Raw genomic sequence first — 23,255 nt, forward strand, 5'->3', positions numbered from 1 at the left:
CGGGCGCGGTTGGCGGAGTGTCATTGCGGGGATGGGAAACGGAACAGGTTGGTCCTCCTGTCGTACTACGGGATGTCGTGCGTGGCCTGTGACGCGCGCTCCCGCTGCGATGCACCGCAGGCGGGACGCTCGGGGAACTGGCTACCGGCAGGCGTCGTGCCGGCGCTGCGGACGGTATTCCAGCTTTCGGACATGCGATGCTCCCTCATGGCTTGACGGCGGGTGATGCGGGGGAACGCTGAACCCGCGCGAGGCGGCGTTCAGCCACCATACACACGGTCCGCCAGGTACGCGAACGCAATCGGACGCAGGCTGCGAACCGCCGCCCAGGCGCGATGTACGACCGCGTCGCGCGACGGGATGTTCCGCTGCGCACGCTGCAATACCGACTGCATCATGACACCCTCCTTTGACGCTTGCATTCGACGTGTGGATCAGTCGTCGACTTCACGCCGATCCATGGTGAGGATTCTATCTAAATCTATTGAATTATTGAATTTGATAAATTTCATCTATGCGATAGAGAAAAATAAACGGGGTCGCAAGACCCCGTTCATCGTGCTGCCACATGTGCATGCTGCAGCGTGCTCAGTTCATCGTCGCCGGCATGTCGAGCTTCGCGACGCCCGGCAGCTCGCACGCGGAAATCGCGTCGCTGATCGCGTCGATCGCGGGCATCCGCGTGAAGCTCTTGCGCCACACGAGCACCACGCGGCGGTCGGGTACCGGCTCGTTGAACGGCACGTACGACAGCAGTTCGGCATCGGGGCCGTTCGCGCGCGGGCCGACCTCGGCAACCGACATCCGCGGCAGCACGGTGATGCCGACACCGCTTGCGACCATGTGGCGGATCGTCTCCAGCGAAGAGCCCTCGAAGGTTTTCTGGATGCCGTCGGCCGTCTGCGAGAAGCGCATCAGCTCCGGGCACACGCCGAGCACGTGATCGCGGAAGCAGTGGCCGTTGCCGAGCAGCAGCATGGTTTCCTGCTTCAGGTCCTCGGCGTCGATTTCCTCGCGCTTTTCCCACGGATGGCCGGCGGGCAGCGCAACGACGAACGGTTCGTCGTACAGCGGGCGCACCATCAGGCCGGTTTCCGGAAACGGCAGCGCCATGATCGCGGCGTCGATCTCGCCCTGCTTCAGCAATTCGAGCAGCTTCAGCGTGTAGTTTTCCTGCAGCATCAGCGGCATCTGCGGGACCCGCTGGATCATCTGCTTGACGAGCGTCGGCAGCAGGTACGGCCCGATCGTGTAGATCACGCCCAGGCGGAACGGGCCGACCAGCGGATCCTTGCCCTGCTTCGCGATCTCCTTGATCGCGAAGGTCTGCTCGAGCACGCGCTGCGCCTGCGTGACGATCTGGTCGCCGATCGGTGTCACGCTCACTTCGCTCGCACCGCGTTCGAAAATCTGCACGTTGAGCTCGTCTTCGAGCTTCTTGATCGCCACCGACAGCGTCGGCTGGCTCACGAAGCATGCTTCGGCCGCGCGGCCGAAATGCCGTTCGCGCGCGACCGCGACGATGTATTTCAATTCAGTCAGCGTCATTGTGGGTCAATCAGAGATATACAAGCGATAGGTTTAATTTATACACCCTGTGACACCGGTTCGCCAAGTTTCTCTGCATCGGAATGCTTCAAACGGCGGTTTGAAATCCGGCTCCGACCCGCGAATCAGGCCTTCAGATACTGCTCGCGCGCGCCGAGCCAGCGTGCGAGATGCTGCGTGACGATCTCGGGATACGCGGCAATCAGCCGCGTCGCGGCTTCTCGGGCCGGATCGATCAGCCAGCCGTCGGTCTCGAGGTTCGCAAAGCGCAGCATCGCCGCGCCCGACTGGCGTGCGCCGAGGAATTCGCCGGGGCCGCGGATCTCGAGGTCGCGCCGTGCGATCTCGAAGCCGTCGGTCGTCTCGCGCATCGTCTTCAAGCGCTCGCGGCCCGTGAGCGACAGCGGCCCCGTGTACAGCAGCACGCACACCGACGCCGCGGTGCCGCGCCCGACCCGGCCGCGCAGCTGGTGCAGCTGCGCGAGGCCGAAGCGCTCCGCGTGCTCGATCACCATCAGCGACGCATTCGGCACGTCGACGCCGACCTCGATCACGGTCGTCGCGACGAGCAGCTGCACGTCGTTGCGCGTGAACGCTTCCATCACGGCCGCCTTGTCGGCCGGCGACAGCCGGCCGTGCACGAGCCCGACCTTCAGCTCCGGGAGCGCGGTGGCCAGCGTCTCGTAAGTCTCGACGGCCGTCTGCAGCTGCAGCGTCTCGCTCTCCTCGATCAGCGGGCACACCCAGTAGACCTGGCGCCCGGTCAGCGCGGCCTCGCGTACGCGGGCGATCACCTCCTCGCGCCGCGCATCGCCGACGAGGCGCGTCAGCACGGGCGTGCGGCCCGGCGGCAACTCGTCGATCGTCGAGACCTCGAGATCCGCGTAATACGTCATCGCGAGCGTGCGCGGAATCGGCGTGGCCGACATCATCAGCTGGTGCGGCTGGAAGTCGCGCGCGCCGTTGGCCGCATTCGCGGCCTTCGCGCGCAGCGCGAGCCGCTGCTCGACGCCGAAGCGGTGCTGCTCGTCGACGATCACGAGGCCGAGCCGCGCGAATTCGACGGTGTCCTGGATGATCGCGTGCGTGCCGATCACGAGCTGCGCGGTGCCGAGCGCGGCCGCCTCGATCGCCGCGCGCTTCTCCTTCGCCTTCAGGCTGCCCGCGAGCCACGCCACCGTGACGCCGAGCGGCTCGAGCCACGCGCGCAGCTTGCGCGCGTGCTGTTCCGCGAGAATTTCAGTGGGCGCCATCAGCGCGGCCTGGTAGCCGGCGTCGATCGCCTGCGTGGCGGCCAGCGCCGCGACGACCGTCTTGCCGCTGCCGACGTCGCCCTGCAGCAGGCGCTGCATCGGGTGCGCGAGCGTGAGGTCGTTCGCGATCTCGTCGACGACGCGCCCCTGCGCTCCCGTCAGCGTAAACGGCAGCGCCGCGTAGAGCCGGGTCGTCAGCGCATCGGCATCGCTCGCGGCGCGGCGCGGCATCGCGGGCGCCGCACGCGTGCGGCGCTCCTCGTGCGCGCGCTTGAGCGACAGCTGCTGCGCCAGCAGTTCTTCGAACTTGATGCGCGTCCACGCCGGATGCGAGCCGTCCATCAGCGCGGCTTCGTCGGAATCGACGCGCGGGTGGTGCAGGATCCGCACCGCCTGCTCGAGCGACGGCACGTCGAGCGGCAACAGGTAATCGCGCTGGATCTCGGGCGGCAGCAGTTCGGGCAGCGGCGTGCGCTCGACCGCATTCTCGATCGCCTTGCGCAGATAGGCCTGCGACACGCCGGCCGTGCTCGGATAGACGGGCGTGAGCACCTGCGGCAGCGGCGCATCGGCTTCGACGACGCGCACCGCCGGATGCACCATCTCCATCCCGAAGAAGCCGCCGCGCACGTCGCCGCGCACGCGCAGCCGCTGGCCGACGGCCATCTGCTTGACCTGCGAGCCGTAGAAATTCAGGAAGCGCAGCACGAGGTGCTCGCCGTCGTCGTCCTGGATCTTCACGACCAGCTGGCGGCGGGGCCGGTACGCGACCTCGTTGTCGAACACGACACCTTCGGCCTGCGCGATGCCGCCCGGCAGCAGCTCGCCGATCGGCGTGAGCGTGGTTTCGTCCTCGTAGCGCATCGGCAGATGCAGCACGAGATCGATCGAACGCGTGAGGCCGAGCTTCGCGAGCTTGTCGACGGTCTTCACGGGCTTGTCGGCGGCCGGCCTCTTCTTGCGTTTCGCGCCGGCCGTACCCGCTGCGTCGGTCGCGGCGGCGTCATCGGCATCGGGCGCGGCGGCGGCCGGCTGCGCGAGCCTGCCGTCGGCGCCGCGCTTCGGGCCGGCCCGGCGCGGGGCGGCACGCTCCGCCGCGTCTTGAGCGGGCGGCGCGGCATCCTCCGCGTCGAACGGATCGGCGGAATCGGCAACTGCAGCAGGGGAACGGCGTGGTGACACAGGCATCGGATCGTCTGGGTGCTTCGCAAGGCAAGTACAATAGCGGCTTTCACGTCGTCCGAACGAACGACGCCGGCCAGGCCGCGCATCCCGTCATCATAGCGGCTCGCGCGCCCCATTTACGCGTTTCCGCCCTGCCGGCGACGCCCGCCGGCCGCTTCGAACCAGCCCGCATGTTCACGCTTTCCGATTTCGATTTCAATCTGCCGCCCGAGCTGATTGCACAAACCGCGCTGCCCGATCGCACCGCGAGCCGCCTGCTCGAGGTGGACGGCACCGTCGCGCCCGCGCGCCTCGTCGACCGCCATTTCACCGAGCTGCCGTCGTGCATCGCTGCCGGCGACCTGCTCGTCTTCAACGATACCAAGGTGTTGAAGGCGCGTTTCTTCGGCCAGAAGGCCAGCGGCGGCAAGATCGAAGTGCTGATCGAGCGCGTGACGGGCACGCATACGGCGCTGGCGCAGATCCGCGCGAGCAAGTCGCCGGGCGCCGGCACGACGCTGCGGCTCGCCGATGCGTTCGACGTGACGGTCGGCGAGCGCGTCGAGCCGTTCTTCACGCTGCACTTCCCCGCGCCGTGCCTCGACCTGATCGAGCAGCACGGCCGCCTGCCGCTGCCGCCCTATATCGAGCACGATCCGGACGCGACCGACGAGACGCGCTACCAGACCGTCTACGCGAGCAATCCGGGCGCGGTCGCCGCGCCGACGGCCGGGCTGCACTTCGACCGGCCGATGCTCGACCGGCTCGACGCGATGGGCGTGGAACGCGCGACGCTGACGCTGCACGTCGGCGCCGGCACGTTTCAGCCGGTGCGCGTCGACAACATCGCCGAGCACAAGATGCACAGCGAGTGGTACGACCTGCCGCAGTCGCTCGTCGACCGGATCGCCGCGACCCGCGCACGCGGCGGCAATGTGATCGCGGTCGGCACGACGTCGATGCGCGCGCTCGAAGCCGCGGCGCGCGCGGCCGACGAAGCGGGCCGCCCGCTCGCGGCCACGCAGGCCGAGACCGACATCTTCATCACGCCCGGCTATCGTTTCCGCGTGGTCGACCGGCTGGTCACGAACTTCCACCTGCCGAAATCGACGCTGCTGATGCTGGTGTCCGCGTTCGCGGGCGTCGAGACGATCCGCGCCGCGTACCGGCACGCGATCGACGAGCGCTACCGCTTCTTCAGCTACGGCGACGCGATGCTGCTCACGCGCCGCGACACGCCGGAGGCGCCGCGCGCGTAAGCGCGGCATGCGCGGCGGCCCACGCACCGCGCGGCCGCCGTGCCCCGTTTTCCCGCTGCGCGCGCTACGATGGCGCGCACCCGTTTTTTCACCGCCGCCGGTATTCCGGCGGCGCTTCCAACATGCGCCGGACTGTTTTCCGGTAGCAAGGAGAATGACGCGATGACCGAAGGTTCATCCCACGATACGCACGCTGCCGTGCAGGACCGCCCGGCGAACGGGCTTGAATTCGAACTGCTGACGACCGACGGCCACGCGCGCCGCGGCCGCGTGAAGCTCAACCACGGCGTGGTCGAGACGCCGATCTTCATGCCGGTCGGCACCTACGGCACCGTGAAGGCGATCCAGCCGCGCGAGTTGCACGAGATCAAGGCCCAGATCATCCTCGGCAACACGTTCCACCTGTGGCTGCGCCCGGGCCTCGACACGATTGACGCGCACGGCGGCCTGCACGGCTTCATGGGCTGGAACAAGCCGATCCTGACCGACTCGGGCGGCTTCCAGGTGTTCTCGCTCGGCGACCTGCGCAAGATCACCGAGGACGGCGTCACGTTCGCGTCGCCGATCAACGGCGACAAGCTGTTCCTGTCGCCGGAAGTGTCGATGCAGATCCAGAAGGTGCTGAACTCGGACATCGTGATGCAGTTCGACGAATGCACGCCGTACGCGACCAACGGCGTGCCGACCACGCACAAGGAAGCGGCCGACTCGATGCGGATGTCGCTGCGCTGGGCGAAGCGCTCGCTCGACGAGTTCGACCGGCTCGGCAATCCGAATGCACTGTTCGGGATCGTCCAGGGCGGGATGTTCGAGGACCTGCGCGACGAATCGCTCGCGGGGCTCGCCGAGCTCGGCTTCCACGGCCTCGCGATCGGCGGGCTGTCGGTCGGCGAGCCGAAGGAAGACATGATGCGCGTGCTGCGGCACGTGGGCCCGAAGCTGCCGGCCAACAAGCCGCACTACCTGATGGGCGTCGGCACGCCGGAGGACCTGGTCGAAGGCGTCTCGAACGGCATCGACATGTTCGACTGCGTGATGCCGACCCGCAACGCGCGCAACGGCTGGCTCTTCACGCGCTTCGGCGACGTGAAGATCCGCAACGCGACGCACAAGAACTCGCTGAAGCCGCTCGACGCGAGCTGCACGTGCTACACGTGCCAGAACTTCTCGCGCGGCTACCTGCATCACCTGCATCGTGTGGGCGAGATCCTCGGCGCGCAGCTCAACACGATCCACAACCTGCACTACTACCTGCAACTGATGAGCGAGATCCGCGACGCGATCGAAACCCACACGTTCGACGCGTTCCGCCAGCGCTTCGCGGAGGATCGCGCGAGAGGGGTCGACTGACGGGCCGGCGGCCCGCACCGCGGCTCGTCACATGGGACGCGTACTAAATAACGCGTCCCGACTGTCGAACCCGACCGCCAAATATTACAATTACCTTTCCAAACAAGTCGCAACGGTATCGGTTCGCGCTTTAACAGCTTGATCCGAAAGCGCATTTGCCGATCCGTTTGCGCATGGGGCCGGTGGTAGAATAACCGGCTTATTTTTCGATCTTCCCTTACGGAGAGACCAACGTGCCGTTCATTTCCAACGCGTTCGCACAAGGTGCCGGTGGCGCCGAATCGAGCCTGATGAGCTTCCTGCCGCTCATCCTGATGTTTGCCGTGCTCTACTTCATCATGATCCGTCCGCAGATGAAGCGTCAGAAGGAGCATCGCAACATGCTCGCGGCCATGGCCAAGGGCGACGAAGTCGTCACGAGCGGCGGCCTCGTGGGCAAGGTGACGAAGGTCACCGAAGGCTACATCGGCGTCGAAATCGCCGAAGGCACCGAAATCACCGTGCAGAAGGCTGCCGTCACGACCATTCTGCCGAAGGGCACGATCAAGTCGCTGTAAGGCTTTCACCGAGCGTCCGGCTCCCCGCGCCGTGCCCGCCTGAGAGAGCGGGCCGCCGCGGCGCCGGACGCGACGCTTTCACGCCAACCACCCGTTCGGCTCCCTCATGAATCGTTATCCACTCTGGAAATATGTCGTGATGGTCGTGGCGCTCGCCATCGGCCTTCTGTACACATTGCCCAACTTCTTCGGCGAAGCGCCGGCGGTGCAGGTGTCGAGCGGCAAGGCCACGGTCAAGCTCGACTCGACCACGCTGACCCAGGTCGAATCGGCGCTCGCCTCCGCGCAGATCACGCCGGACGACGTCACCTTCGAGAACACGGCGACCAACGCGAACATCCGCGTGCGCCTGAAGGACACCGATACGCAGCTGCGCGTCAAGGACCTGCTGCAGAAGTCGCTGAACGCCGACCCGAACGATCCGCAGTACGTCGTCGCCCTGAACCTGCAGAGCGCGTCGCCGCGCTGGCTGACCGCCCTGCACGCGCTGCCGATGTATCTCGGCCTCGACCTGCGCGGCGGCGTCCACTTCCTGCTCCAGGTCGACATGACGGGCGCGCTGACGAAGAAGCTCGATTCCGACGCATCCGACGCGCGCACGCTGCTGCGCGACAAGAACATCCGCGACGGCGGCGTCAGCCGCGTCGACCAGTCCGTGGTCGTCAATTTCAGCGATGCGCAGACGGCGGAAGACGCCCGCAAGGTGCTCGCGCTGTCGATCACCGAACTGCAATGGGCGACCCAGCCCGGCGGTGGCGGCACGCAAGTCGTCGGCACGTTTACGCCGGCCGTGCAGAAGTCCGTCGAGGACGCCGCGCTCAAGCAGAACCTGACGACGCTCCACAACCGCGTGAACGAACTCGGCGTGTCCGAGCCGATCCTGCAGCAGCAAGGCAGCGACCGCATCGTCGTCGAACTGCCGGGCGTGCAGGACACCGCGAAGGCGAAGGACATCATCGGCCGTACCGCGACGCTCGAAGCACGCCTCGCCGACCCGATCAACACGCACCCGAACCCGAACGATCCGGTGCCGCCGGGCGAAGAACTGTTCACGCAGGGCATCCAGGCGCCCGTGCTGCTGAAGAAGGACGTGATCTTCACCGGCGACCGCATCATCGATGCATCGGCCGGCTTCGACGAACACCAGCGTCCGTCCGTCAACATCCGCCTCGACTCGGCCGGTGGCCGCGCGGTGCGCACGGTGTCGCGCGACAACATCGGCAAGCCGATGGCAATGGTGCTGTTCGAGAAGGGCAAGGGCGAAGTGCTGACGGTCGCGACGATCCAGTCCGAACTCGGCGACCGCTTCCAGATCACGGGCCAGCCGACGCCGCAGGCCGCGGCCGACCTCGCGCTGCTGCTGCGCGCCGGTTCGCTCGCAGCGCCGATGGACATCATCGAGGAACGCACGATCGGCCCGAGCCTCGGCGCCGACAACATCAAGATGGGCGTCCACTCGGTGATCTGGGGCTTCTGCGCGATCGCCGTGTTCATGATCGCGTACTACATGCTGTTCGGCGTGGTGTCGGTGATCGGCCTGTCGGTGAACCTGCTGCTGCTCGTCGCCGTGCTGTCGCTGATGCAGGCGACGCTGACGCTGCCCGGTATCGCCGCTATCGCGCTCGCGCTCGGTATGGCGATCGACTCGAACGTGCTGATCAACGAGCGCGTGCGTGAAGAACTGCGCGCCGGCCAGCCGCCGCAGCTCGCGATCCAGGCCGGCTACGCGCACGCATGGGCGACGATTCTCGACTCGAACGTCACGACGCTGATCGCCGGCCTCGCGCTGCTCGCATTCGGCTCGGGCCCGGTTCGCGCGTTCGCGATCGTGCACTGCCTCGGTATCCTGACGTCGATGTTCTCCGCGGTGTTCTTCTCGCGCGGGATCGTCAACCTCTGGTACGGCGGCCGCAAGAAGCTGAAGTCGCTCGCGATCGGCCAGGTGTGGAAGCCGGAAGGCGCCGCTGCCGGCGCGTCGTTCACCGACGCCGACGAATCGACCGACACCCCACGCGCCGCGAAGCTCGCCGCCCCCGCGAAGAGCAACGCGCCGCGCGCCGGCAAGCCGCAGCTGCGCAATCGCGCGCAGCAAGGCGTGTCGCCGAAGAAACCGGGCTCGACCCAATAAGGCCCCGGAGAAGACCATGGAATTTTTCCGCATCCGTAAAGACATTCCGTTCATGCGGCACGCGCTGGTGTTCAACGTGATCTCGCTGGTCACGTTCCTCGCCGCCGTGTTCTTCCTGTTCCACCGCGGGCTGCACCTGTCCGTCGAATTCACCGGCGGGACGGTGATCGAGGTGCAGTACCAGCAGGCCGCGGAACTCGAACCCGTGCGCGCGACGCTCGGCAAGCTCGGCTACGCCGACGCGCAGGTGCAGAATTTCGGCACGTCGCGCAACGTGCTGATCCGCCTGCAGCTGAAGGAAGGCCTCACGTCCGCGCAGCAGAGCGACCAGGTGATGGGCGCGCTGAAGGCGCAGAGCCCGGACGTCACGCTGCAACGCGTCGAGTTCGTCGGCCCGCAGGTCGGCCGGGAGCTCGCGACCGACGGCCTGCTCGCGCTCGCGTGCGTCGTGATCGGCATCGTGATCTACCTGTCGTTCCGCTTCGAGTGGAAGTACGCAGTGGCCGGCATCATCGCCAACCTGCACGACGTCGTGATCATTCTCGGCTTCTTCGCGTTCTTCCAGTGGGAGTTCTCGCTGGCGGTGCTCGCGGCGATCCTCGCGGTGCTCGGCTACTCGGTCAACGAGTCGGTCGTCATCTTCGACCGGATCCGCGAAACGTTCCGCCGCGAACGCAAGATGAGCGTGCAGGAAGTGATCAACCACGCGATCACGACCACGATGTCGCGCACGATCATCACGCACACGTCGACCGAAATGATGGTGCTGTCGATGTTCTTCTTCGGCGGCCCGACGCTGCACTACTTCGCACTCGCGCTGACGGTCGGCATCATGTTCGGTATCTACTCGTCGGTGTTCGTCGCGGGTTCGCTCGCGATGTGGCTCGGCATCAAGCGCGAGGACCTGGTCAAGGAAAAGAAGACCGCGCACGATCCGGACGATCCGAACGCAGGCGCGCAGGTTTAAGCGCCACGCTGCTTAGGCACAGACGACAAGCCGGCCCGATTGGGCCGGCTTTTTTCATGGCTGCGCCACTGCCGTGCATCGCGCCGCACGCTCGCCCTGCCCCGTCGCGCGCGTCGGCTACAATCGTGACCGTCCCGCCGCGCCGCTCGCCGGCCGCGCGTCGGCGGGACAGCACCTTCGCCCTCCGTTCAAACGTGCGGTCCCGATGATGCCTCCCACGCGTGTCGTTGTTCGCCTTGCCGTTTGCGCAGCCGTCTCGGCCGCGCTCCTGCCCTGCGTGTCGTCCGTCGGTGCGCAACAGGCGGCGGCCGCGCCGCCCGCTTCCGCACCCGCACCCGGCGCCGTCTCGCCCGCCGCCGCCCAGCCGCCTTCGCCCTGCCCGCCCGACTGGGAGCCGCAGATCTGCGAGCTCAAGGCGGCCGTGGAAGTGCTGAAGCGGCAGCACCTGACCGACGTCGACATCGGCGCGCTGCTGGACGCAACGACCCACGCAGGAATCAAGACGCTGCCGTACGCACGGTTCTTCGACGCGAAGGAGGAGCAGGAACGCCGCGACGACGAACGACGCGCGCGCGACGGCACGCCCGGCATCGGCATCGTGTTCGAGACGCGGCCCGACGGGCTGCACATCGTCGACGTGATTCCCGACGCGCCCGCAGAACAGGCCGGCGTGCGCCCCGACGATCTCGTCGTCGCGATGAACGATACGAGCGTCGTCGGCATCGACCCCACCGACCTGGCCAAGCTCTCAAAGGGCGACGCGGGCGTGCCGCTGAAGCTCACGGTTCAGCGCGGCCCGTCGCACGCGACGCTGAGCTTCACGCCCGTGCGAAAGATCCTCAAACCCCATCCGGCGACCGCGAAGCGGCTCGACGGCGACATCCTGTACACGCGGCTGTCGAGCTTCCCGGAACCGGCGGTCGGTGACTACATCGACACGGTGCAGGCCGCGCGCCGCGCGGGCCCGCCGGTGAAAGGCCTGATTCTCGACCTGCGCATCAACGGCGGCGGCGCAATCAATGCGGCGATCGGCATCATCGCTCTGTTCGCGGGCCGCGACCGCACCGCGATGGTGACGGTCGAGCGCGGCGACGCCAACCGCCGCCGCTACACGACCAACTGGCCCGACTACGAACTACCGGTCATGCGCGGGCAGGATCCGCTCGCGCCGCTGCAGGCCGACGACTGGTGGCGCACCGTGCCGCTCGTCGTGCTCGTCGACGGACAGAGCGCATCGGCCGCCGAAGCGACCGCAGCGGCGCTGAAGGATCTCGGCCGCGCGAAGCTGCTCGGCATGCCGACCTACGGCAAGGGCCTCGCGCAGACGGGCGTCGACCTGATCGACGGCACGCGCCTGAATTTCACGTATGCGCGCAACCTGCGGCCGAACGGCTGCCCGATGGACGGCTACGGCGTCGTGCCGGACTGGCTCGTGCCGCCGCGCCGCGACTCGGACGTCGACGGCGTGCTGCTGTGGTACCGGGAAGCCGACCTCCCCCGTGCGCCGTATGCGGACCGGCTGGCGCCCGATCCGTTCGCGAAGGGGCGCAAGGAACGGCAGAAGCTGCGCGAGCAGCGTGCGCTCGCGAAGATCGACACGGCGAAGAGCGCGGCGCTGCCGCAGCGCGTGTTCGGCACGGCAACCGACTGGCAACTCAGGCAGGCGCTCGCCGCACTCGCCGGGCGCCCTGTGCAGACCGTCGAAACCAAGCCGCAACTGATGCCGGCGCAGCCCGTGTGCGAGCGCGTCGGCAACTGACGCGCGCCGCCCGACCGGTTACCGGAATCCGAACCGCCGGCGCAGCACGACGAGCGCCACGAGGCTCAACACGGCCGCGAACATCAGGTAGAAGCTCGGCGCGGTCTTCATCCCGGTCGCCTTGATCAGCCACGCGATGATGAACGGCCCGAAGCCGCCGAAGATCGTCACCGCGACGTTATACGCAAGCGACATCCCGGTCGTGCGCGTCTGCACCGGAAACACTTCGGACAACAAACCCGGCAGCGCCGCGAAGTAACCCGTCATCAGGAAGGCCAGCAGCACCTGCAGCGCGATCAGCGTGCCGAAGCCCGGATGCGCGACCAGGTACGCGAACGCCGGATAGATCAGCACGAGGATGCCGATGGCCGGCGCGATCATCACGCGCACGCGGCCGTAAGTGTCCGACCAGTGGCCGACGAGCGGCGCGAACGCCATCTGGATCACGCCGACGACGAGGATCGCCGCGAACGCGGCCGACGGCGCGAGGCCGAGCTGCTTCACGCCGTAGGTCGGCATGAACAGCACGAGATAGGTTGCGACGGTGCCGAGCACGACCACGCCCATCGCGGCGACGAGGCGCGCCTTGTGCGACGCGAACGTGTCGCGCAGCGGGTTCGCGGTGCCTTCCGCCGCGAGGAACTCGGGCGTCTCGTCGACCTTCGTGCGGATGTAGTACGCGACCGGCCCGAGCAGCAGGCCGAAGAAGAACGGCACGCGCCAGCCCCACGACGCCATCTGCGCAGCCGACAGCTGCGCGTTCAGCACGGTGCCGAAGCCGGCGGCAAGCAGCGTCGTGAGCCCCTGGCTCGCGACCTGCCAGCTCGCGAAGAAGCCGCGCCGGCCCGGCACGTGCTCGGCGAGGAATGCGGTCGCGCTGCCGAACTCGCCGCCGGCCGAGAAACCCTGCATCAGCCGCGCGGCGACGAGGATCACCGGCGCCGCGACGCCGATCGTCTCATAGGTAGGCAGCACCGCGATGATCAGCGTGCCGCCCATCATCAGCAGGATCGACAGCGTGAGCGCGGCCTTGCGGCCCTCGCGATCGGCATACGCGCCGAGCACGATCGCGCCGAGCGGGCGCATGAAGAACGACACGCCGAACGTGCCGAGCGTGAGCAGCAGCGACACGGTGTCGTTGCCGGCCGGGAAGAACAGCTTCGAGATCGTCACCGCGAAGAAGCCGTAGACGACGAGATCGAACCACTCGAGCGCGTTGCCGATCGACGCGGCGACCACCGCGCGCCACACGCGCGGCGACGAGGCAATGGAACGGGACTGCGTGACGGCATGCATCGGCGATCTCCTTGTCGTTGTACGTTCTGTTCGATGCACTCGCGCGCGCCGTCGGCCTGCCCGGCGCCGCGCACGGCGCTCGGGCGATTATAGGCGCGCAAAAAAATACCGCCGCGCCCCCTGACGGGAACGCGGCGGTGTACTCGCGGCGGGCCAGCGCGGCGGCCGGCCCGGCCGGAAGCGTTACTGCTGCTTGACGGCTTCGGCCGTGATCAGCAGCTTCGTCTTCATCTTGAAGCCGTACTGCTTGCCGTAGTCGAGGCCGAAATCGTCGCGGCTGAATTCGCCGACGGCGTCGACACCGCACACTTCACGCTTGAGCATCGGGTGCGGCATGCACTTGAACGAATCGATCTTCAGCGTCACCGGCTTCGTAACGCCATGCATCGTCAGGTTGCCGACCACCGACACCGGCTTGTCGCCGTCGAACTTGATCGTGCCCTTGTAGTTCGCCTGCGGGAACTTGGTGACGTCGAAGAACTCGGCCGTCTGCAGGTGCTCGTCGAGCTTCGCGCTGCCGGTGTGGATCGACGCGATGTCGGTCGTCACGTCGACCGTACCCGTCTTCGCCGCGCGGTCGAGCGTCACGGTGCCGCTCGACTTGTCGAACTTGCCGCGCCAGACCGACAGGCCGCCGAAGTGGTCGGCCTCGAAGCTCGGGTACGTGTGGCTCGGATCGAACTGGTACGTTGCGCTATCGGCAAACGCCGAGAACGACAGCGACGCGGCCAGCGCGCCCGCGGCGATGATCAGTTGCTTTTTCAAACTCTTTCTCCTTGGAACGGCGCCGCGCCCTCGCGCGGCATTCAGGTGAGGCGACAGCCCGCCGCTTACTTGGTGGCGACGAGATGGAACTTGATCTGCACTTCGTCCGCGACGACCGACGTGTCCTTCCACTCGCCGGTACCGACGTTGAACGCCGAACGCTTGATCGGCAGCACGCCGTCGAACGTCTGCGTCGCGCCGCTTTGCGTGACCGTGACGGGCACCGTGACGTTCTCGGACTTGCCCTTGATCGTCAGCTTGCCGGTCACGTTGTACTTGTTGCCGCCCGCCGGCGCGATCGCCGACGACACGAACGTCGCCTGCGGATACCCCTTCGCGTCGAACCAGTCCTTGCCGGCGACCTGGTCGTTGTACATCTTGTCGCCGAGGTCATAGCTCGCGACGTCGATCGTCATCTGGGCGCTGCCCTGCGCGGCTTTCGCCGGATCGAACTTCACCTGCGCGGAAAATTTCTTGAACGCGCCTTCGGTCGGCACGTTCATCTGCTTCGACACGGCAGACACCTTGCTCTTCGCGAGGTCGACATCGGCGAGCGCCGCGCCCGACGCGAGAAGTGACACCGCGGCGAAGGCGGTCAGCATGGAGCGGGAGAAAGACACTTTCATGGGATCCTTCATTTGGCAAAGGGGAGCATCCGCGACAGCAGGCCGTCGCGGTCCAACAACTGGTGCTTGAACGCCGCGAGCACGTGCAGCGAGACGAGCGCAAGCAGAATGTAATTCAAGGACACGTGCAGCGTCTTGAAGGTTTCCTTGAGCACCGGATCGGGGTCGATCAGCCGCGGCAGCGGCACGATGCCGAGGTAGACGACCGGGATGTTCGACGCCGAGCTGTACAGGTAGCCCGTCACCGGAATCACGATCATCAGCACGTACAGCAGGATGTGCACGCCGTGCGACGCCGCACGCTGCCACGCCGGCGTATCGCCCGGCAGCGCCGGCGGCACATGAGTCGCACGCCACAGCACGCGCGCGACGGCCAGCGCGAATACCGTCACGCCGATCCACTTGTGCCACGAGAAGTACTTCAGCTTGGTCGGCGTGAAGCCGGGGATGTCGGTCATCACCCAGCCCAGCGCGAACGCGCAGACGATCAGCAGCGCGATCAGCCAGTGCAGTGCGATCGCAGTCTGCGTATAGCGTACCGGCGTGGCCGGCAGCGATTTCGATGCCATCTTGGATTCCTCAGTTCAGCGAACAGCCGCGCCGGCAATTTGTCCGACGCTTGTCAAGGGCGCCATGCTACCGCAACCTTTTGACGCGCGCGGACTCTGAAGACAGGCGCGCCAGCCGGCTGACGGTTTCCTGTCATGTTACCGATCAGTCACCGAACACACGATCGTTGACACACCGAAAAAGGCCTTTTGGTAAGATTGGCGCGGGTTCCGGCCCCGTCGACGCGTCTCCCCAGCCGTCGCACAACTGCCTTTTCCATGCAACGAAACGACCTGATTGCCTGTCACGAGTGCGACGCACTGTTGCACAAACCGCGCCTGAGCGGACGTGAATCCGCGCGCTGTCCGCGCTGCGATGCACTGCTCTATCGCAACAGCGCCGCGCAGATCGAGCGGATCTGCGCGCTCGCGCTCGCGGCGCTGATCACGTTCACGATCGCGCAGGCGTTCCCGATCCTCGAAATGGACGTGAACGGCAACCGTGTGCAGACCACGCTGATCGGCGCGATCGATTCGCTGTGGCGCCAGGACATGGCGATCGTCGGCGTGATGGTGTTCTGCTCGACCGTGCTGTTCCCGCTCGTCGAGATGGCCGCGCTGCTGTACCTGCTGCTGCCGATCCGCCGCGGCGTCGTGCCGCCCGGTTTCAACCTGGTGCTGCGCGCGATCGAGCTCGTGCGGCCGTGGGGGATGATCGAGGTGTTCATGCTCGGGATCCTCGTCACGATCGTGAAGATGGTGAGTCTCGCAAGAGTCGTTCCCGAAGCCGCGCTGTTCGCGTTCGCCGCGCTCACGCTGATGATCGCCGTCGTGCTGATGTTCGATCCGCGCACGCTGTGGGACATCGCCGACGACCTGCGCGCCGGGCGCTCGCCCGGGCAGCCCGACGATGCCGCCCCGCTGCCGGAAGCCGCCCGCCGATGACGATCCCGACCGCCGCCCGCGAGGGCTACGCCAGCTGCCACGTGTGCGGCCTCGTGCAGACGCTCGACCATCCGCACGCACACTGCGCACGCTGCGGCAGCGCGCTCCATTTCCGCACGCCGAACAGCCTGATGCGCACGTGGGCGCTGCTGCTCGCGGCCGCGATCCTGTACATTCCCGCGAACCTGCTGCCGATCATGCGCACGGCGTCGATCGTCGGCTCGCAGGAAGACACGATCATGAGCGGCGTCATCTATTTCTGGATCTCGGGCGACTGGCCGCTCGCCGTCGTCGTGTTCGTCGCGAGCATCCTCGTGCCGATGCTCAAGCTCGGCGTGCTGCTGATCCTCGTGATCAGCGCGCAGCGCCGCACCGCCTGGCGGCCGCTGCAGCGCACGCGCCTGTTCCGGATCGTCGAGCGCATCGGCCGCTGGTCGATGCTCGACATCTTCGTCGTGACGCTGACCGTCGCGCTCGTCCATTTTCGTTCGCTCGCCATCATCACGGCCGGCCCCGGCGCGCTCGCGTTCGGTTCCGTCGTGATCCTGACGATGCTCGCGTCGATGCAGTTCGATCCCCGCCTGATCTGGGATCCAGTCGAAACCTCAGGGAATCACCATGAATAGTCCACAAGGCCCGCAGCACGACGCGCCCCGGCCGCCCGATCCGACGATCTCGACGAAAAGCGGCTGGCTGCCGTCGCTGGTCTGGCTCGTGCCGCTGATCGCCGCGCTGATCGGCATCGGCCTCGTGATCAAGTCCGTGCGCGAGCGCGGCCCGGAAATCACGATCAGCTTCCACAGCGCCGAAGGGCTCGAGCCCGGCAAGACCCAGGTCAAGTACAAGGACGTCGAGATCGGCATGGTCAAGACGATCAAGCTGTCGAAAGACCTGTCGCGCGTGCTCGTCCAGGTGCAGCTGAAGAAGGAAGCCGAGGATTTCGCGGTCAAGGACTCGCGCTTCTGGATCGTGCGGCCGCGCATCGGCGCGACCGGCGTGTCGGGGCTCGGCACGCTGCTGTCCGGCGCGTACATCGGCGTCGACGCCGGGCGCTCGCAGGATACCCAGAGCGACTTCACGGGTCTCGAAACGCCACCGGCCGTCACCGGCGACCAGAAGGGCACGCAATACGTGCTGCGTGGCGATTCGCTGGGCTCGGTCGACATCGGTTCGCCGGTCTACTACCGGCGCGTGCAGGTCGGCCAGGTGGTCGGCTTCTCGCTCGACAAGGACGGCACCGGCGTCACGTTCCACGTGTTCGTCAACGCGCCGTACAACCAGTACGTTGGCGTGAACTCACGCTGGTGGCAGGCAAGCGGCGTCGACCTGCGGCTCGATTCGAGCGGCCTGAAGCTGAACACGCAGTCGCTCGCCACCGTGATCCTCGGCGGCATCGCGTTCCAGACGCCGCCGAACCAGGGCTCCGGCACGACCGCGGCGAACAACTCGACCTTCCGGCTCGGCTCCGACGAAGCCGACGCGATGCGCGATCCGGACGGCCAGCCGCTGCAGGTCGTGATGAACTTCAACCAGTCGCTGCGCGGGCTCGGCGTCGGCGCGCCGGTCGACTTCCGCGGCATCGTGCTGGGCGAAGTCACCAATATCGGCATCGACTTCGATCCGAAGACGAAGAACTTCCTGATGCCGGTGACGATGAACATCTATCCGGAGCGCCTCGGCCGCCGCTTCCGCGAGACGATCGAGAGCAAGGGCGAACCGGCCCGTCGCGAGATCGTCGAGCGGCTCGTCCGGCACGGGCTGCGCGGCCAGCTGCGCACCGGCAACCTGCTGACGAGCCAGCTGTACGTCGCGCTCGATTTCTTCCCGAAGGCACCGGCCGTGCAGATCGACACGGCACGCCAGCCGCTCGAGCTGCCGACCGTGCCGAACACGCTCGACGAGCTGCAGCTGCAGGTCGCCGACATCGCGAAGAAGCTCGACAAGGTGCCGTTCGACCAGATCGGCGCGAACCTGAACAGCGCGCTGTCGAACGCCGACAAGCTGTTCAAGCAGCTCGACACGCAGGTCGCGCCGGAAGCGCGCGACACGCTGTCGGCCGCGAAGCAGACCTTCTCGACCGCCGAAGCGACGCTGCAGCAGGATTCGCCGCTGCAATCCGACGTGCGCGGCGCGCTGAAAGAACTCACGCGCACGCTGCAGTCGCTGAACGCGCTCTCCGACTATCTGGAGCGCCACCCCGAATCGCTGCTCAAGGGCAAGCCAGGAGATCAACAATGACGACACGCGTGAACGGTTTCGCGAGCGGCGCGGCGGCGGCTGTCGCCGCCCTCGCGCTCGCCGCGTGCAGCTCGCCGCCCGCGCGGTTCTACACGCTCAGCCCGGCCGACGCCGCAGCGCCGCTGCGCACCGCGCCGGCCAACCCGGCGTTCCTGATCGAAGTACCGTCCGTCGGCGTGCCCGAGCAGATCGCGAAGAACCAGCTGGTCGTGCAGAAGAACGCCGCGCAGGTCGACGTGCTCGAGCAGGAACGCTGGGCGTCGCCGCCCGCCGACGAGATCCGCCGCGCGCTGTCGGACGATCTCGCCGCGCAGCTCGGCACGATCGACGTCGCGAATTCCGCCCACCCGCCCGGCGTGCCCGTGTATCGCGTCAGCGTGAACGTGCAGCGCTTCGAATCGTGGCCCGGCAAGCGCGCGGCGGTCGACGCCGTGTGGAGCGTGCGCTCGCTCGCCACGCAGGCCGTGATGACCTGCCGCACGAGCGTCGCGGAACCGGTCGCCGACGGCTACGACGCGCTCGTCGCCGGCCACCGGCGCGCGCTCGACGTGATTGCCGCGCAAGCCGCGGCCGGCGTGCGCACGATGGCCGCGCGCCGCGGCGTGCCGGCTGCGACGGCGCCCACGGCCGGCGGCAAGACGGCCGCCGCGCCGGTCGTGCCGTGTCCGGCCAACCCGACACCGGGCGGCGACGCCGGCGCGACAGGCAAGTCCGGCACGTAAGCGTTCGGCACGCAGGCGAGCGTCGGAAGCAGCGTTGGTCGGCTTCGTCCGGCCCGGTACGTCCGGTAGCGCGCGCCGACCGCCGCCTGCGTCACATCACGCGGATCGCGCCGAACGGCGACTTTGCATTGTTTGTCAAAGTCGGCCGGAACCGGCGTCATACCATACGGTCGGCTTGCGTTTTCCGGCCCGATTGACGATCCTACGCACTTTCCGGCTCGCGCCGCTCGTCGTGCGCGCCAGCCAGCGGCGCCGGGCCGCGTTCGGCCCGACCGCCGTGCCTCCCGGCGCCCGCACGCGTTCGGCGTGCACCGCAGCGGGGCAGCCGCATCGCGGGTCGCCGCGCATCGCCCGGCAACCGGCCCCGTCTCACCCGTTCTCCCCGGCGCCGCGCCGTTTCCCCGGCCGGCATCCCGAACCCGCCCGTCGAGGGCTTTCGCTATTCCGTTTATGTTTCGTTCCCTGACGACCCTGATCAAGAAGTGGCGCGCGTCGCGCAATGCCGGTCACCAGCTCGATGCGCTGCTCGCGCACGCCGACGCCGATGCGTCGTACGCCGAGCGCAGCGAATGGCTGATCGAGCTCGCGCACTGGCTGCGCCGCATCGGCACGATGCAGGACGCGCCGGCCGATCGCGCCGCCGATGCGCGCGCGTATCCGGCCCATGCGCGGCTGCGCTACCTGTTCCACGTGCTCGATCGCAATCCCGCGTGGAAAACGCACGCCGCGCGCATCCTGCGCGGCATCCTGCGCGAGTGCGACGGCATCTCGCTCCTGTGCGACGCCGGCATGCCCGTGCACTCGGGCTTCTTCGGCGCGCTGTTCGAGCGGATCGACTCGTCGCTGATCCCGCCCGCGCCGAACCGCCGCGAGCTGTCGGCGCTGTTCACGCTGATGTTCCCGACGCCGGAAGACGCGCAATGGATCGACGCGCTGCCCGACGATCTGCTCGCCCGCCTCGCCGAGCTTATCTCGTTCGACATCACCGACGAGGAGCGCCACGAGCCGGGTTCGTTCTCGCGCGACCTGCTGGCCGCGCTGCACAACCTCACCTGTCAGATCAGTTCGACCGGCCTGTCGCAGACGGTGCGCAGCCGGCTCTCCGACGACGATGCGCGCAAGCCGCTCGAAACGCAGCCGTTCTACCGCCTCACGCGCGCGATGCTCGCGGTCGAGACCGCGCACGCGGCCGTCGAGGACGGCGGCGACCCGAGCAAGCTGCTGCACGAGGTGAACTACCTGCGCGTGCTGCTCGACGAATGCCGGATCGCCGTCGACGAGGTGTTCTCGCACCTGTACCGCAACGGCGTGTCGGTCGACATCGTGTTCCAGGTCGAGCGGATGCGCATGCGCATCCTGCGCGCCGAGATGCTGCTCAACGCGTGGATGGCGCGCGACGACCTGCACGGGATGGCGCACCTGACGGCCGAGCTCATCGACGCGAACCACAACAGCCAGAGCGTGTCGCACCTCGTGCGCAGCAACTTCTCGCTGTTCGCGCGCAAGCTCGTCGAGACCAACGCGGACACCGGCGAGCACTACATCTCGCGCGGCCGCGCCGAGTACCTGAAGATGCTGCGGATGGCCGCGGGCGGCGGTCTCGTCACCGTCGTGACCGTGTGCGTGAAGTTCGCGATCACGGGCGCACACCTGCAGTCGATGCTCGAAGGGCTGCTCGCGGGCGTCAACTACGCGGCCAGCTTCATGCTGATGCACTTCCTGCACTTCACGCTCGCGACCAAGCAGCCCGCGATGACCGCGCCGACGCTCGCGCGCGAGCTCGACGACACCGGCCACGAGGAAGGCGTGAAGGCGTTCGTGGCATCGGTGATCGCGCTGATCCGCACGCAGGCCGCCGCGATTTCCGGCAACGTGCTCGTCGTGCTGCCCGTGTGCCTGCTGGTGCAGCTGTTCGCGGGCAACCTGCTGCACGCGAACCTGATCTCGCCGGAAAAAGCCCATGCGACGCTGCGCTCGTTTTCGCTGCTCGGCCCGACGCCGCTCTACGCGGCGCTGACGGGCGTGCTGCTGTGGGCGTCGAGCCTGCTCGCGGGCTGGGCCGACAACTGGTTCGTGCTGCACCGGGTCGGCGACGCGCTCACGTACAACCGCCGGCTGCGCATCACGCTCGGCGCGGCCGGCGCGGCGAAGCTCGCGCACTTCTGCCGGTCGAACGTGGCCGGCGTGGTCGCGAACGTCGGCCTCGGCCTGATGCTCGGCCTGATTCCGGCGATCGTCACCGTATTCATGTTCCCGTTCGAGGTACGGCACGTGACGCTGTCGGCCGGTTCGATCGGGATCGCGCTCGGCGTGCTGGGCAAGGACGCGCTCGGCACGCCCGAGCTGTGGTGGGCCGGCGCCGGCGTGCTCAGCATGGCGATCCTCAACGTGCTCGTGAGCTTCGCGCTCGCGTTCACGATGGCCGTGCGCTCGCGCAGCCTGCGCCGAACCAAGGTGCGCGCGCTCGTCGCTGCGATCGTCCGCACGGTACTGTCGAACCCGCTCGCGCTGTTCTGGCCGGGCAACAGCCCGGCCGCGCGCGCCGGCCAGCCGGACTCGCACTGAGCCCGCGACGCGATGGCGGTGCCCGGCCGGGCACCGCCGCGCCGGCCTCCGGGCGCGCTCGCGCGGCGCCGGGCCCGCGCCGCAGCACCGAAACGCGACACAACGCCGGCCCCGGCCGCCCGCGCCGCGTACAATAGTGGACTTTTGCACGTCCTCACCCGCCTTATGTCCTCGCCCACCCTGTACGAATTCTTCGCCCCCTGCCCGCGCGGCCTCGAAGCGGCGCTCGCCGCCGAGCTGGCCGAAATCGCCGGCCGCCACCTGAACGGCGCGCCGTTCACCGCGGGCGCGCAGGTGCCGGGCGGCGTCCACTTCAGCGGCGGCTGGGCCGCCGGCATGGCCGCGAACCTCCATTCGCGGATCGCGAGCCGGGTTCTGCTGAAGATTGCGCACCGCGCATACCGCAACGAGCAGGACGTCTACGCGCTCGCGCTCGAGCAGCCGTGGGAGCGCTGGTTCGCGGCGACGCAGACGCTGCGCGTCGACATCACGGCGATCAAGTCGCCGCTGAAGAGCCTCGAATTCGCGACGTTGCGCGTGAAGGACGCGATCTGCGACCGGATGCGCGACAAGACCGGCGCGCGCCCGAGCATCGACACGGGTGCGCCGGACGTGCGCGTGTTTGCCTTCCTGACGGCGGGCGAGTGCACGCTGTACCTCGACACGTCGGGCGAACCGCTGTTCAAGCGCGGCTGGCGTCTCGACAAGGGTGCGGCGCCGCTGCGCGAGAACCTCGCGGCCGGCATCCTGCGCCTGACGGGCTGGACGCCCGGCACGGCGTTGTACGACCCGATGTGCGGCAGCGGCACGTTCCTCGCGGAAGCCGCGCAGATCGCACTCGGCGTGGCGCCCGGCGTCGAGCGCCGGTTCGGCTTCGAGAAACTCAAGCAGTACGACATCACCGCGTGGCAGGGGCTGAAGGTCCCGGCACTGGACGCGAAGCGCGCGGCGCGCGGCAAACGCAGCGAAGCGCTTGGCGTGTACGGCAGCGACATCTCCGGCGACATGCTCGAGAAGGCGCGCGCGAACCTCGAGCGCGCGGGCGTGCCGTCGGTATGGCTCAAGCAGGTCGACGCGCGCGGGATGACGCCGCCGTGCGACGGCCCGGGCATCATCCTCGCGAACCCGCCGTACGGCGAGCGGATCGAGGTGCGTGGCCGCAGCGCGCGCGGCGAGGTACGCGAGACGGGCCGCAATCGCGGCAACGACGACGCATTCCGCCGCACCCACACCGATGCGCCGGACAGCGAGTTCTTCAACGCGCTCGGTGATGCGCTGAAGCAGCGCTTCACGGGCTGGCAGGCGTTCCTGCTGACGTCCGACCGTTCGCTGCCGGGCCAGCTGCGGCTGCGCGAATCGGCGAAGACGCCGCTGTTCAACGGCGCGCTCGAATGCCGGCTGTTCCGCTTCGACCTGATCGCCGGCAGCGTGAAGGCGCGCCCGGCCACGCCGGAAGGCGACGCGTAACCTGTCTGCATCATGATCGCAGCGGGGCCGCCGGTGCGGCCCCGCTGCGGCACCCGGAACGCCGCCGTTACCGCACCCGCGGCAACGGCGGCGTTTCG

General features: G+C 67.9%; 20 protein-coding genes. 12 read left to right on the top strand and 8 right to left on the bottom strand.

Annotated elements, in window-relative coordinates; genetic code table 11:
* Nucleotides 1–65: 65 nt before the first annotated feature.
* The 4 genes from QZM67_RS19255 to recG all read right to left on the bottom strand — a co-directional run bounded on the left by QZM67_RS19255 (nucleotide 66) and on the right by recG (nucleotide 3,989).
* Nucleotides 66–194, bottom strand: coding sequence for a hypothetical protein (locus tag QZM67_RS19255; RefSeq protein WP_301805855.1), 129 nt, complete (start codon nucleotides 192–194; stop codon nucleotides 66–68).
* Nucleotides 195–260: 66 nt separating this feature from the next.
* Nucleotides 261–398, bottom strand: a complete 138-nt coding sequence (locus QZM67_RS19260; protein WP_301805858.1) for a hypothetical protein — start codon at nucleotides 396–398, stop codon at nucleotides 261–263.
* 190 nt (nucleotides 399–588) lie between these two features.
* Nucleotides 589–1,548: a hydrogen peroxide-inducible genes activator gene (locus QZM67_RS19265; RefSeq protein WP_043189592.1), complete on the bottom strand. Its 960-nt coding sequence runs from the start codon at nucleotides 1,546–1,548 to the stop codon at nucleotides 589–591.
* A gap of 125 nt (nucleotides 1,549–1,673) precedes the next feature.
* Complete coding sequence (recG, locus tag QZM67_RS19270; RefSeq protein WP_301805862.1) at nucleotides 1,674–3,989, bottom strand: ATP-dependent DNA helicase RecG; 2,316 nt, start codon at nucleotides 3,987–3,989, stop codon at nucleotides 1,674–1,676.
* Between the two features lie 167 nt (nucleotides 3,990–4,156).
* Here recG and queA point away from each other — a divergent pair, with 167 nt between their 5' ends.
* From queA to QZM67_RS19300, 6 genes are all read left to right on the top strand, one after another.
* The gene (queA, locus tag QZM67_RS19275) at nucleotides 4,157–5,224 is read left to right on the top strand and encodes a tRNA preQ1(34) S-adenosylmethionine ribosyltransferase-isomerase QueA (protein ID WP_301805865.1); all 1,068 of its coding nucleotides are present in this window, start codon (nucleotides 4,157–4,159) and stop codon (nucleotides 5,222–5,224) included.
* A gap of 162 nt (nucleotides 5,225–5,386) precedes the next feature.
* The gene (gene tgt / locus QZM67_RS19280) at nucleotides 5,387–6,574 is read left to right on the top strand and encodes a tRNA guanosine(34) transglycosylase Tgt (RefSeq protein WP_301770774.1); all 1,188 of its coding nucleotides are present in this window, start codon (nucleotides 5,387–5,389) and stop codon (nucleotides 6,572–6,574) included.
* A 233-nt stretch (nucleotides 6,575–6,807) separates the two neighbouring features.
* Entirely contained in the window at nucleotides 6,808–7,131 is a 324-nt protein-coding gene (yajC, locus tag QZM67_RS19285) for a preprotein translocase subunit YajC (protein WP_006476868.1), read from the top strand.
* A gap of 106 nt (nucleotides 7,132–7,237) precedes the next feature.
* On the top strand, nucleotides 7,238–9,259 hold the full coding sequence (secD, locus tag QZM67_RS19290) for a protein translocase subunit SecD (protein ID WP_301805866.1): 2,022 nt from the start codon (nucleotides 7,238–7,240) through the stop codon (nucleotides 9,257–9,259).
* Nucleotides 9,260–9,275: 16 nt separating this feature from the next.
* Nucleotides 9,276–10,226 (top strand): protein translocase subunit SecF, encoded by a 951-nt coding sequence (gene secF / locus QZM67_RS19295; RefSeq protein ID WP_006476870.1) that lies wholly within the window; start codon nucleotides 9,276–9,278, stop codon nucleotides 10,224–10,226.
* Nucleotides 10,227–10,431: 205 nt separating this feature from the next.
* The gene (locus QZM67_RS19300; protein WP_301805870.1) at nucleotides 10,432–11,985 is read left to right on the top strand and encodes a S41 family peptidase; all 1,554 of its coding nucleotides are present in this window, start codon (nucleotides 10,432–10,434) and stop codon (nucleotides 11,983–11,985) included.
* 18 nt (nucleotides 11,986–12,003) lie between these two features.
* Here the strand turns inward: QZM67_RS19300 and QZM67_RS19305 are convergent, their stop codons facing one another.
* The 4 genes from QZM67_RS19305 to QZM67_RS19320 all read right to left on the bottom strand — a co-directional run bounded on the left by QZM67_RS19305 (nucleotide 12,004) and on the right by QZM67_RS19320 (nucleotide 15,241).
* Nucleotides 12,004–13,281 carry an MFS transporter gene (locus tag QZM67_RS19305; protein WP_301805871.1) on the bottom strand — a complete coding sequence of 426 codons (1,278 nt, stop codon included), beginning with the start codon at nucleotides 13,279–13,281 and terminating at the stop codon, nucleotides 12,004–12,006.
* 183 nt (nucleotides 13,282–13,464) lie between these two features.
* Nucleotides 13,465–14,046 carry a YceI family protein gene (locus tag QZM67_RS19310; protein WP_043191135.1) on the bottom strand — a complete coding sequence of 194 codons (582 nt, stop codon included), beginning with the start codon at nucleotides 14,044–14,046 and terminating at the stop codon, nucleotides 13,465–13,467.
* A gap of 65 nt (nucleotides 14,047–14,111) precedes the next feature.
* Complete coding sequence (locus QZM67_RS19315) at nucleotides 14,112–14,672, bottom strand: YceI family protein (RefSeq protein ID WP_043191137.1); 561 nt, start codon at nucleotides 14,670–14,672, stop codon at nucleotides 14,112–14,114.
* An 8-nt stretch (nucleotides 14,673–14,680) separates the two neighbouring features.
* A complete protein-coding gene (locus tag QZM67_RS19320) occupies nucleotides 14,681–15,241 on the bottom strand; it encodes a cytochrome b (protein WP_301805877.1) in 561 nt (186 codons plus the stop codon).
* 258 nt (nucleotides 15,242–15,499) lie between these two features.
* Here QZM67_RS19320 and QZM67_RS19325 point away from each other — a divergent pair, with 258 nt between their 5' ends.
* From QZM67_RS19325 to QZM67_RS19350, 6 genes are all read left to right on the top strand, one after another.
* Nucleotides 15,500–16,165 (top strand): paraquat-inducible protein A, encoded by a 666-nt coding sequence (locus QZM67_RS19325; protein ID WP_301805879.1) that lies wholly within the window; start codon nucleotides 15,500–15,502, stop codon nucleotides 16,163–16,165.
* On the top strand, nucleotides 16,162–16,791 hold the full coding sequence (locus QZM67_RS19330; protein WP_043191145.1) for a paraquat-inducible protein A: 630 nt from the start codon (nucleotides 16,162–16,164) through the stop codon (nucleotides 16,789–16,791). The genes QZM67_RS19325 and QZM67_RS19330 overlap by 4 nt, the downstream gene beginning before the upstream one ends.
* Nucleotides 16,784–18,403 (top strand): intermembrane transport protein PqiB, encoded by a 1,620-nt coding sequence (locus QZM67_RS19335; RefSeq protein WP_175021626.1) that lies wholly within the window; start codon nucleotides 16,784–16,786, stop codon nucleotides 18,401–18,403. The genes QZM67_RS19330 and QZM67_RS19335 overlap by 8 nt, the downstream gene beginning before the upstream one ends.
* The gene (locus QZM67_RS19340; RefSeq protein ID WP_301805882.1) at nucleotides 18,400–19,125 is read left to right on the top strand and encodes a membrane integrity-associated transporter subunit PqiC; all 726 of its coding nucleotides are present in this window, start codon (nucleotides 18,400–18,402) and stop codon (nucleotides 19,123–19,125) included. Before QZM67_RS19335 ends, QZM67_RS19340 begins: the two co-directional genes overlap by 4 nt.
* A 450-nt stretch (nucleotides 19,126–19,575) precedes the next feature.
* On the top strand, nucleotides 19,576–21,690 hold the full coding sequence (locus tag QZM67_RS19345) for a site-specific recombinase (protein WP_175021624.1): 2,115 nt from the start codon (nucleotides 19,576–19,578) through the stop codon (nucleotides 21,688–21,690).
* A 165-nt stretch (nucleotides 21,691–21,855) separates the two neighbouring features.
* Nucleotides 21,856–23,157, top strand: coding sequence for a class I SAM-dependent RNA methyltransferase (locus QZM67_RS19350; RefSeq protein ID WP_089449922.1), 1,302 nt, complete (start codon nucleotides 21,856–21,858; stop codon nucleotides 23,155–23,157).
* The last annotated feature ends 98 nt before the right edge of the window (nucleotides 23,158–23,255 follow it).

Source organism: Burkholderia sp. AU45251 (genome assembly GCF_030482905.1).
GTDB lineage: Bacteria > Pseudomonadota > Gammaproteobacteria > Burkholderiales > Burkholderiaceae > Burkholderia > Burkholderia aenigmatica.

Bases quoted from the DNA above. Each gene is read 5' to 3' on its own strand.
- QZM67_RS19255 (WP_301805855.1), bottom strand. From the start codon at position 194: ATGTCCGAAAGCTGGAATACCGTCCGCAGCGCCGGCACGACGCCTGCC.
- QZM67_RS19260 (WP_301805858.1), bottom strand. From the start codon at position 398: ATGATGCAGTCGGTATTGCAGCGTGCGCAGCGGAACATCCCGTCGCGC.
- QZM67_RS19265 (WP_043189592.1), bottom strand. From the start codon at position 1,548: ATGACGCTGACTGAATTGAAATACATCGTCGCGGTCGCGCGCGAACGG.
- recG (WP_301805862.1), bottom strand. From the start codon at position 3,989: ATGCCTGTGTCACCACGCCGTTCCCCTGCTGCAGTTGCCGATTCCGCC.
- queA (WP_301805865.1), top strand. From the start codon at position 4,157: ATGTTCACGCTTTCCGATTTCGATTTCAATCTGCCGCCCGAGCTGATT.
- tgt (WP_301770774.1), top strand. From the start codon at position 5,387: ATGACCGAAGGTTCATCCCACGATACGCACGCTGCCGTGCAGGACCGC.
- secD (WP_301805866.1), top strand. From the start codon at position 7,238: ATGAATCGTTATCCACTCTGGAAATATGTCGTGATGGTCGTGGCGCTC.
- secF (WP_006476870.1), top strand. From the start codon at position 9,276: ATGGAATTTTTCCGCATCCGTAAAGACATTCCGTTCATGCGGCACGCG.
- QZM67_RS19300 (WP_301805870.1), top strand. From the start codon at position 10,432: ATGATGCCTCCCACGCGTGTCGTTGTTCGCCTTGCCGTTTGCGCAGCC.
- QZM67_RS19305 (WP_301805871.1), bottom strand. From the start codon at position 13,281: ATGCATGCCGTCACGCAGTCCCGTTCCATTGCCTCGTCGCCGCGCGTG.
- QZM67_RS19315 (WP_043191137.1), bottom strand. From the start codon at position 14,672: ATGAAAGTGTCTTTCTCCCGCTCCATGCTGACCGCCTTCGCCGCGGTG.
- QZM67_RS19320 (WP_301805877.1), bottom strand. From the start codon at position 15,241: ATGGCATCGAAATCGCTGCCGGCCACGCCGGTACGCTATACGCAGACT.
- QZM67_RS19325 (WP_301805879.1), top strand. From the start codon at position 15,500: ATGCAACGAAACGACCTGATTGCCTGTCACGAGTGCGACGCACTGTTG.
- QZM67_RS19330 (WP_043191145.1), top strand. From the start codon at position 16,162: ATGACGATCCCGACCGCCGCCCGCGAGGGCTACGCCAGCTGCCACGTG.
- QZM67_RS19335 (WP_175021626.1), top strand. From the start codon at position 16,784: ATGAATAGTCCACAAGGCCCGCAGCACGACGCGCCCCGGCCGCCCGAT.
- QZM67_RS19340 (WP_301805882.1), top strand. From the start codon at position 18,400: ATGACGACACGCGTGAACGGTTTCGCGAGCGGCGCGGCGGCGGCTGTC.
- QZM67_RS19345 (WP_175021624.1), top strand. From the start codon at position 19,576: ATGTTTCGTTCCCTGACGACCCTGATCAAGAAGTGGCGCGCGTCGCGC.
- QZM67_RS19350 (WP_089449922.1), top strand. From the start codon at position 21,856: ATGTCCTCGCCCACCCTGTACGAATTCTTCGCCCCCTGCCCGCGCGGC.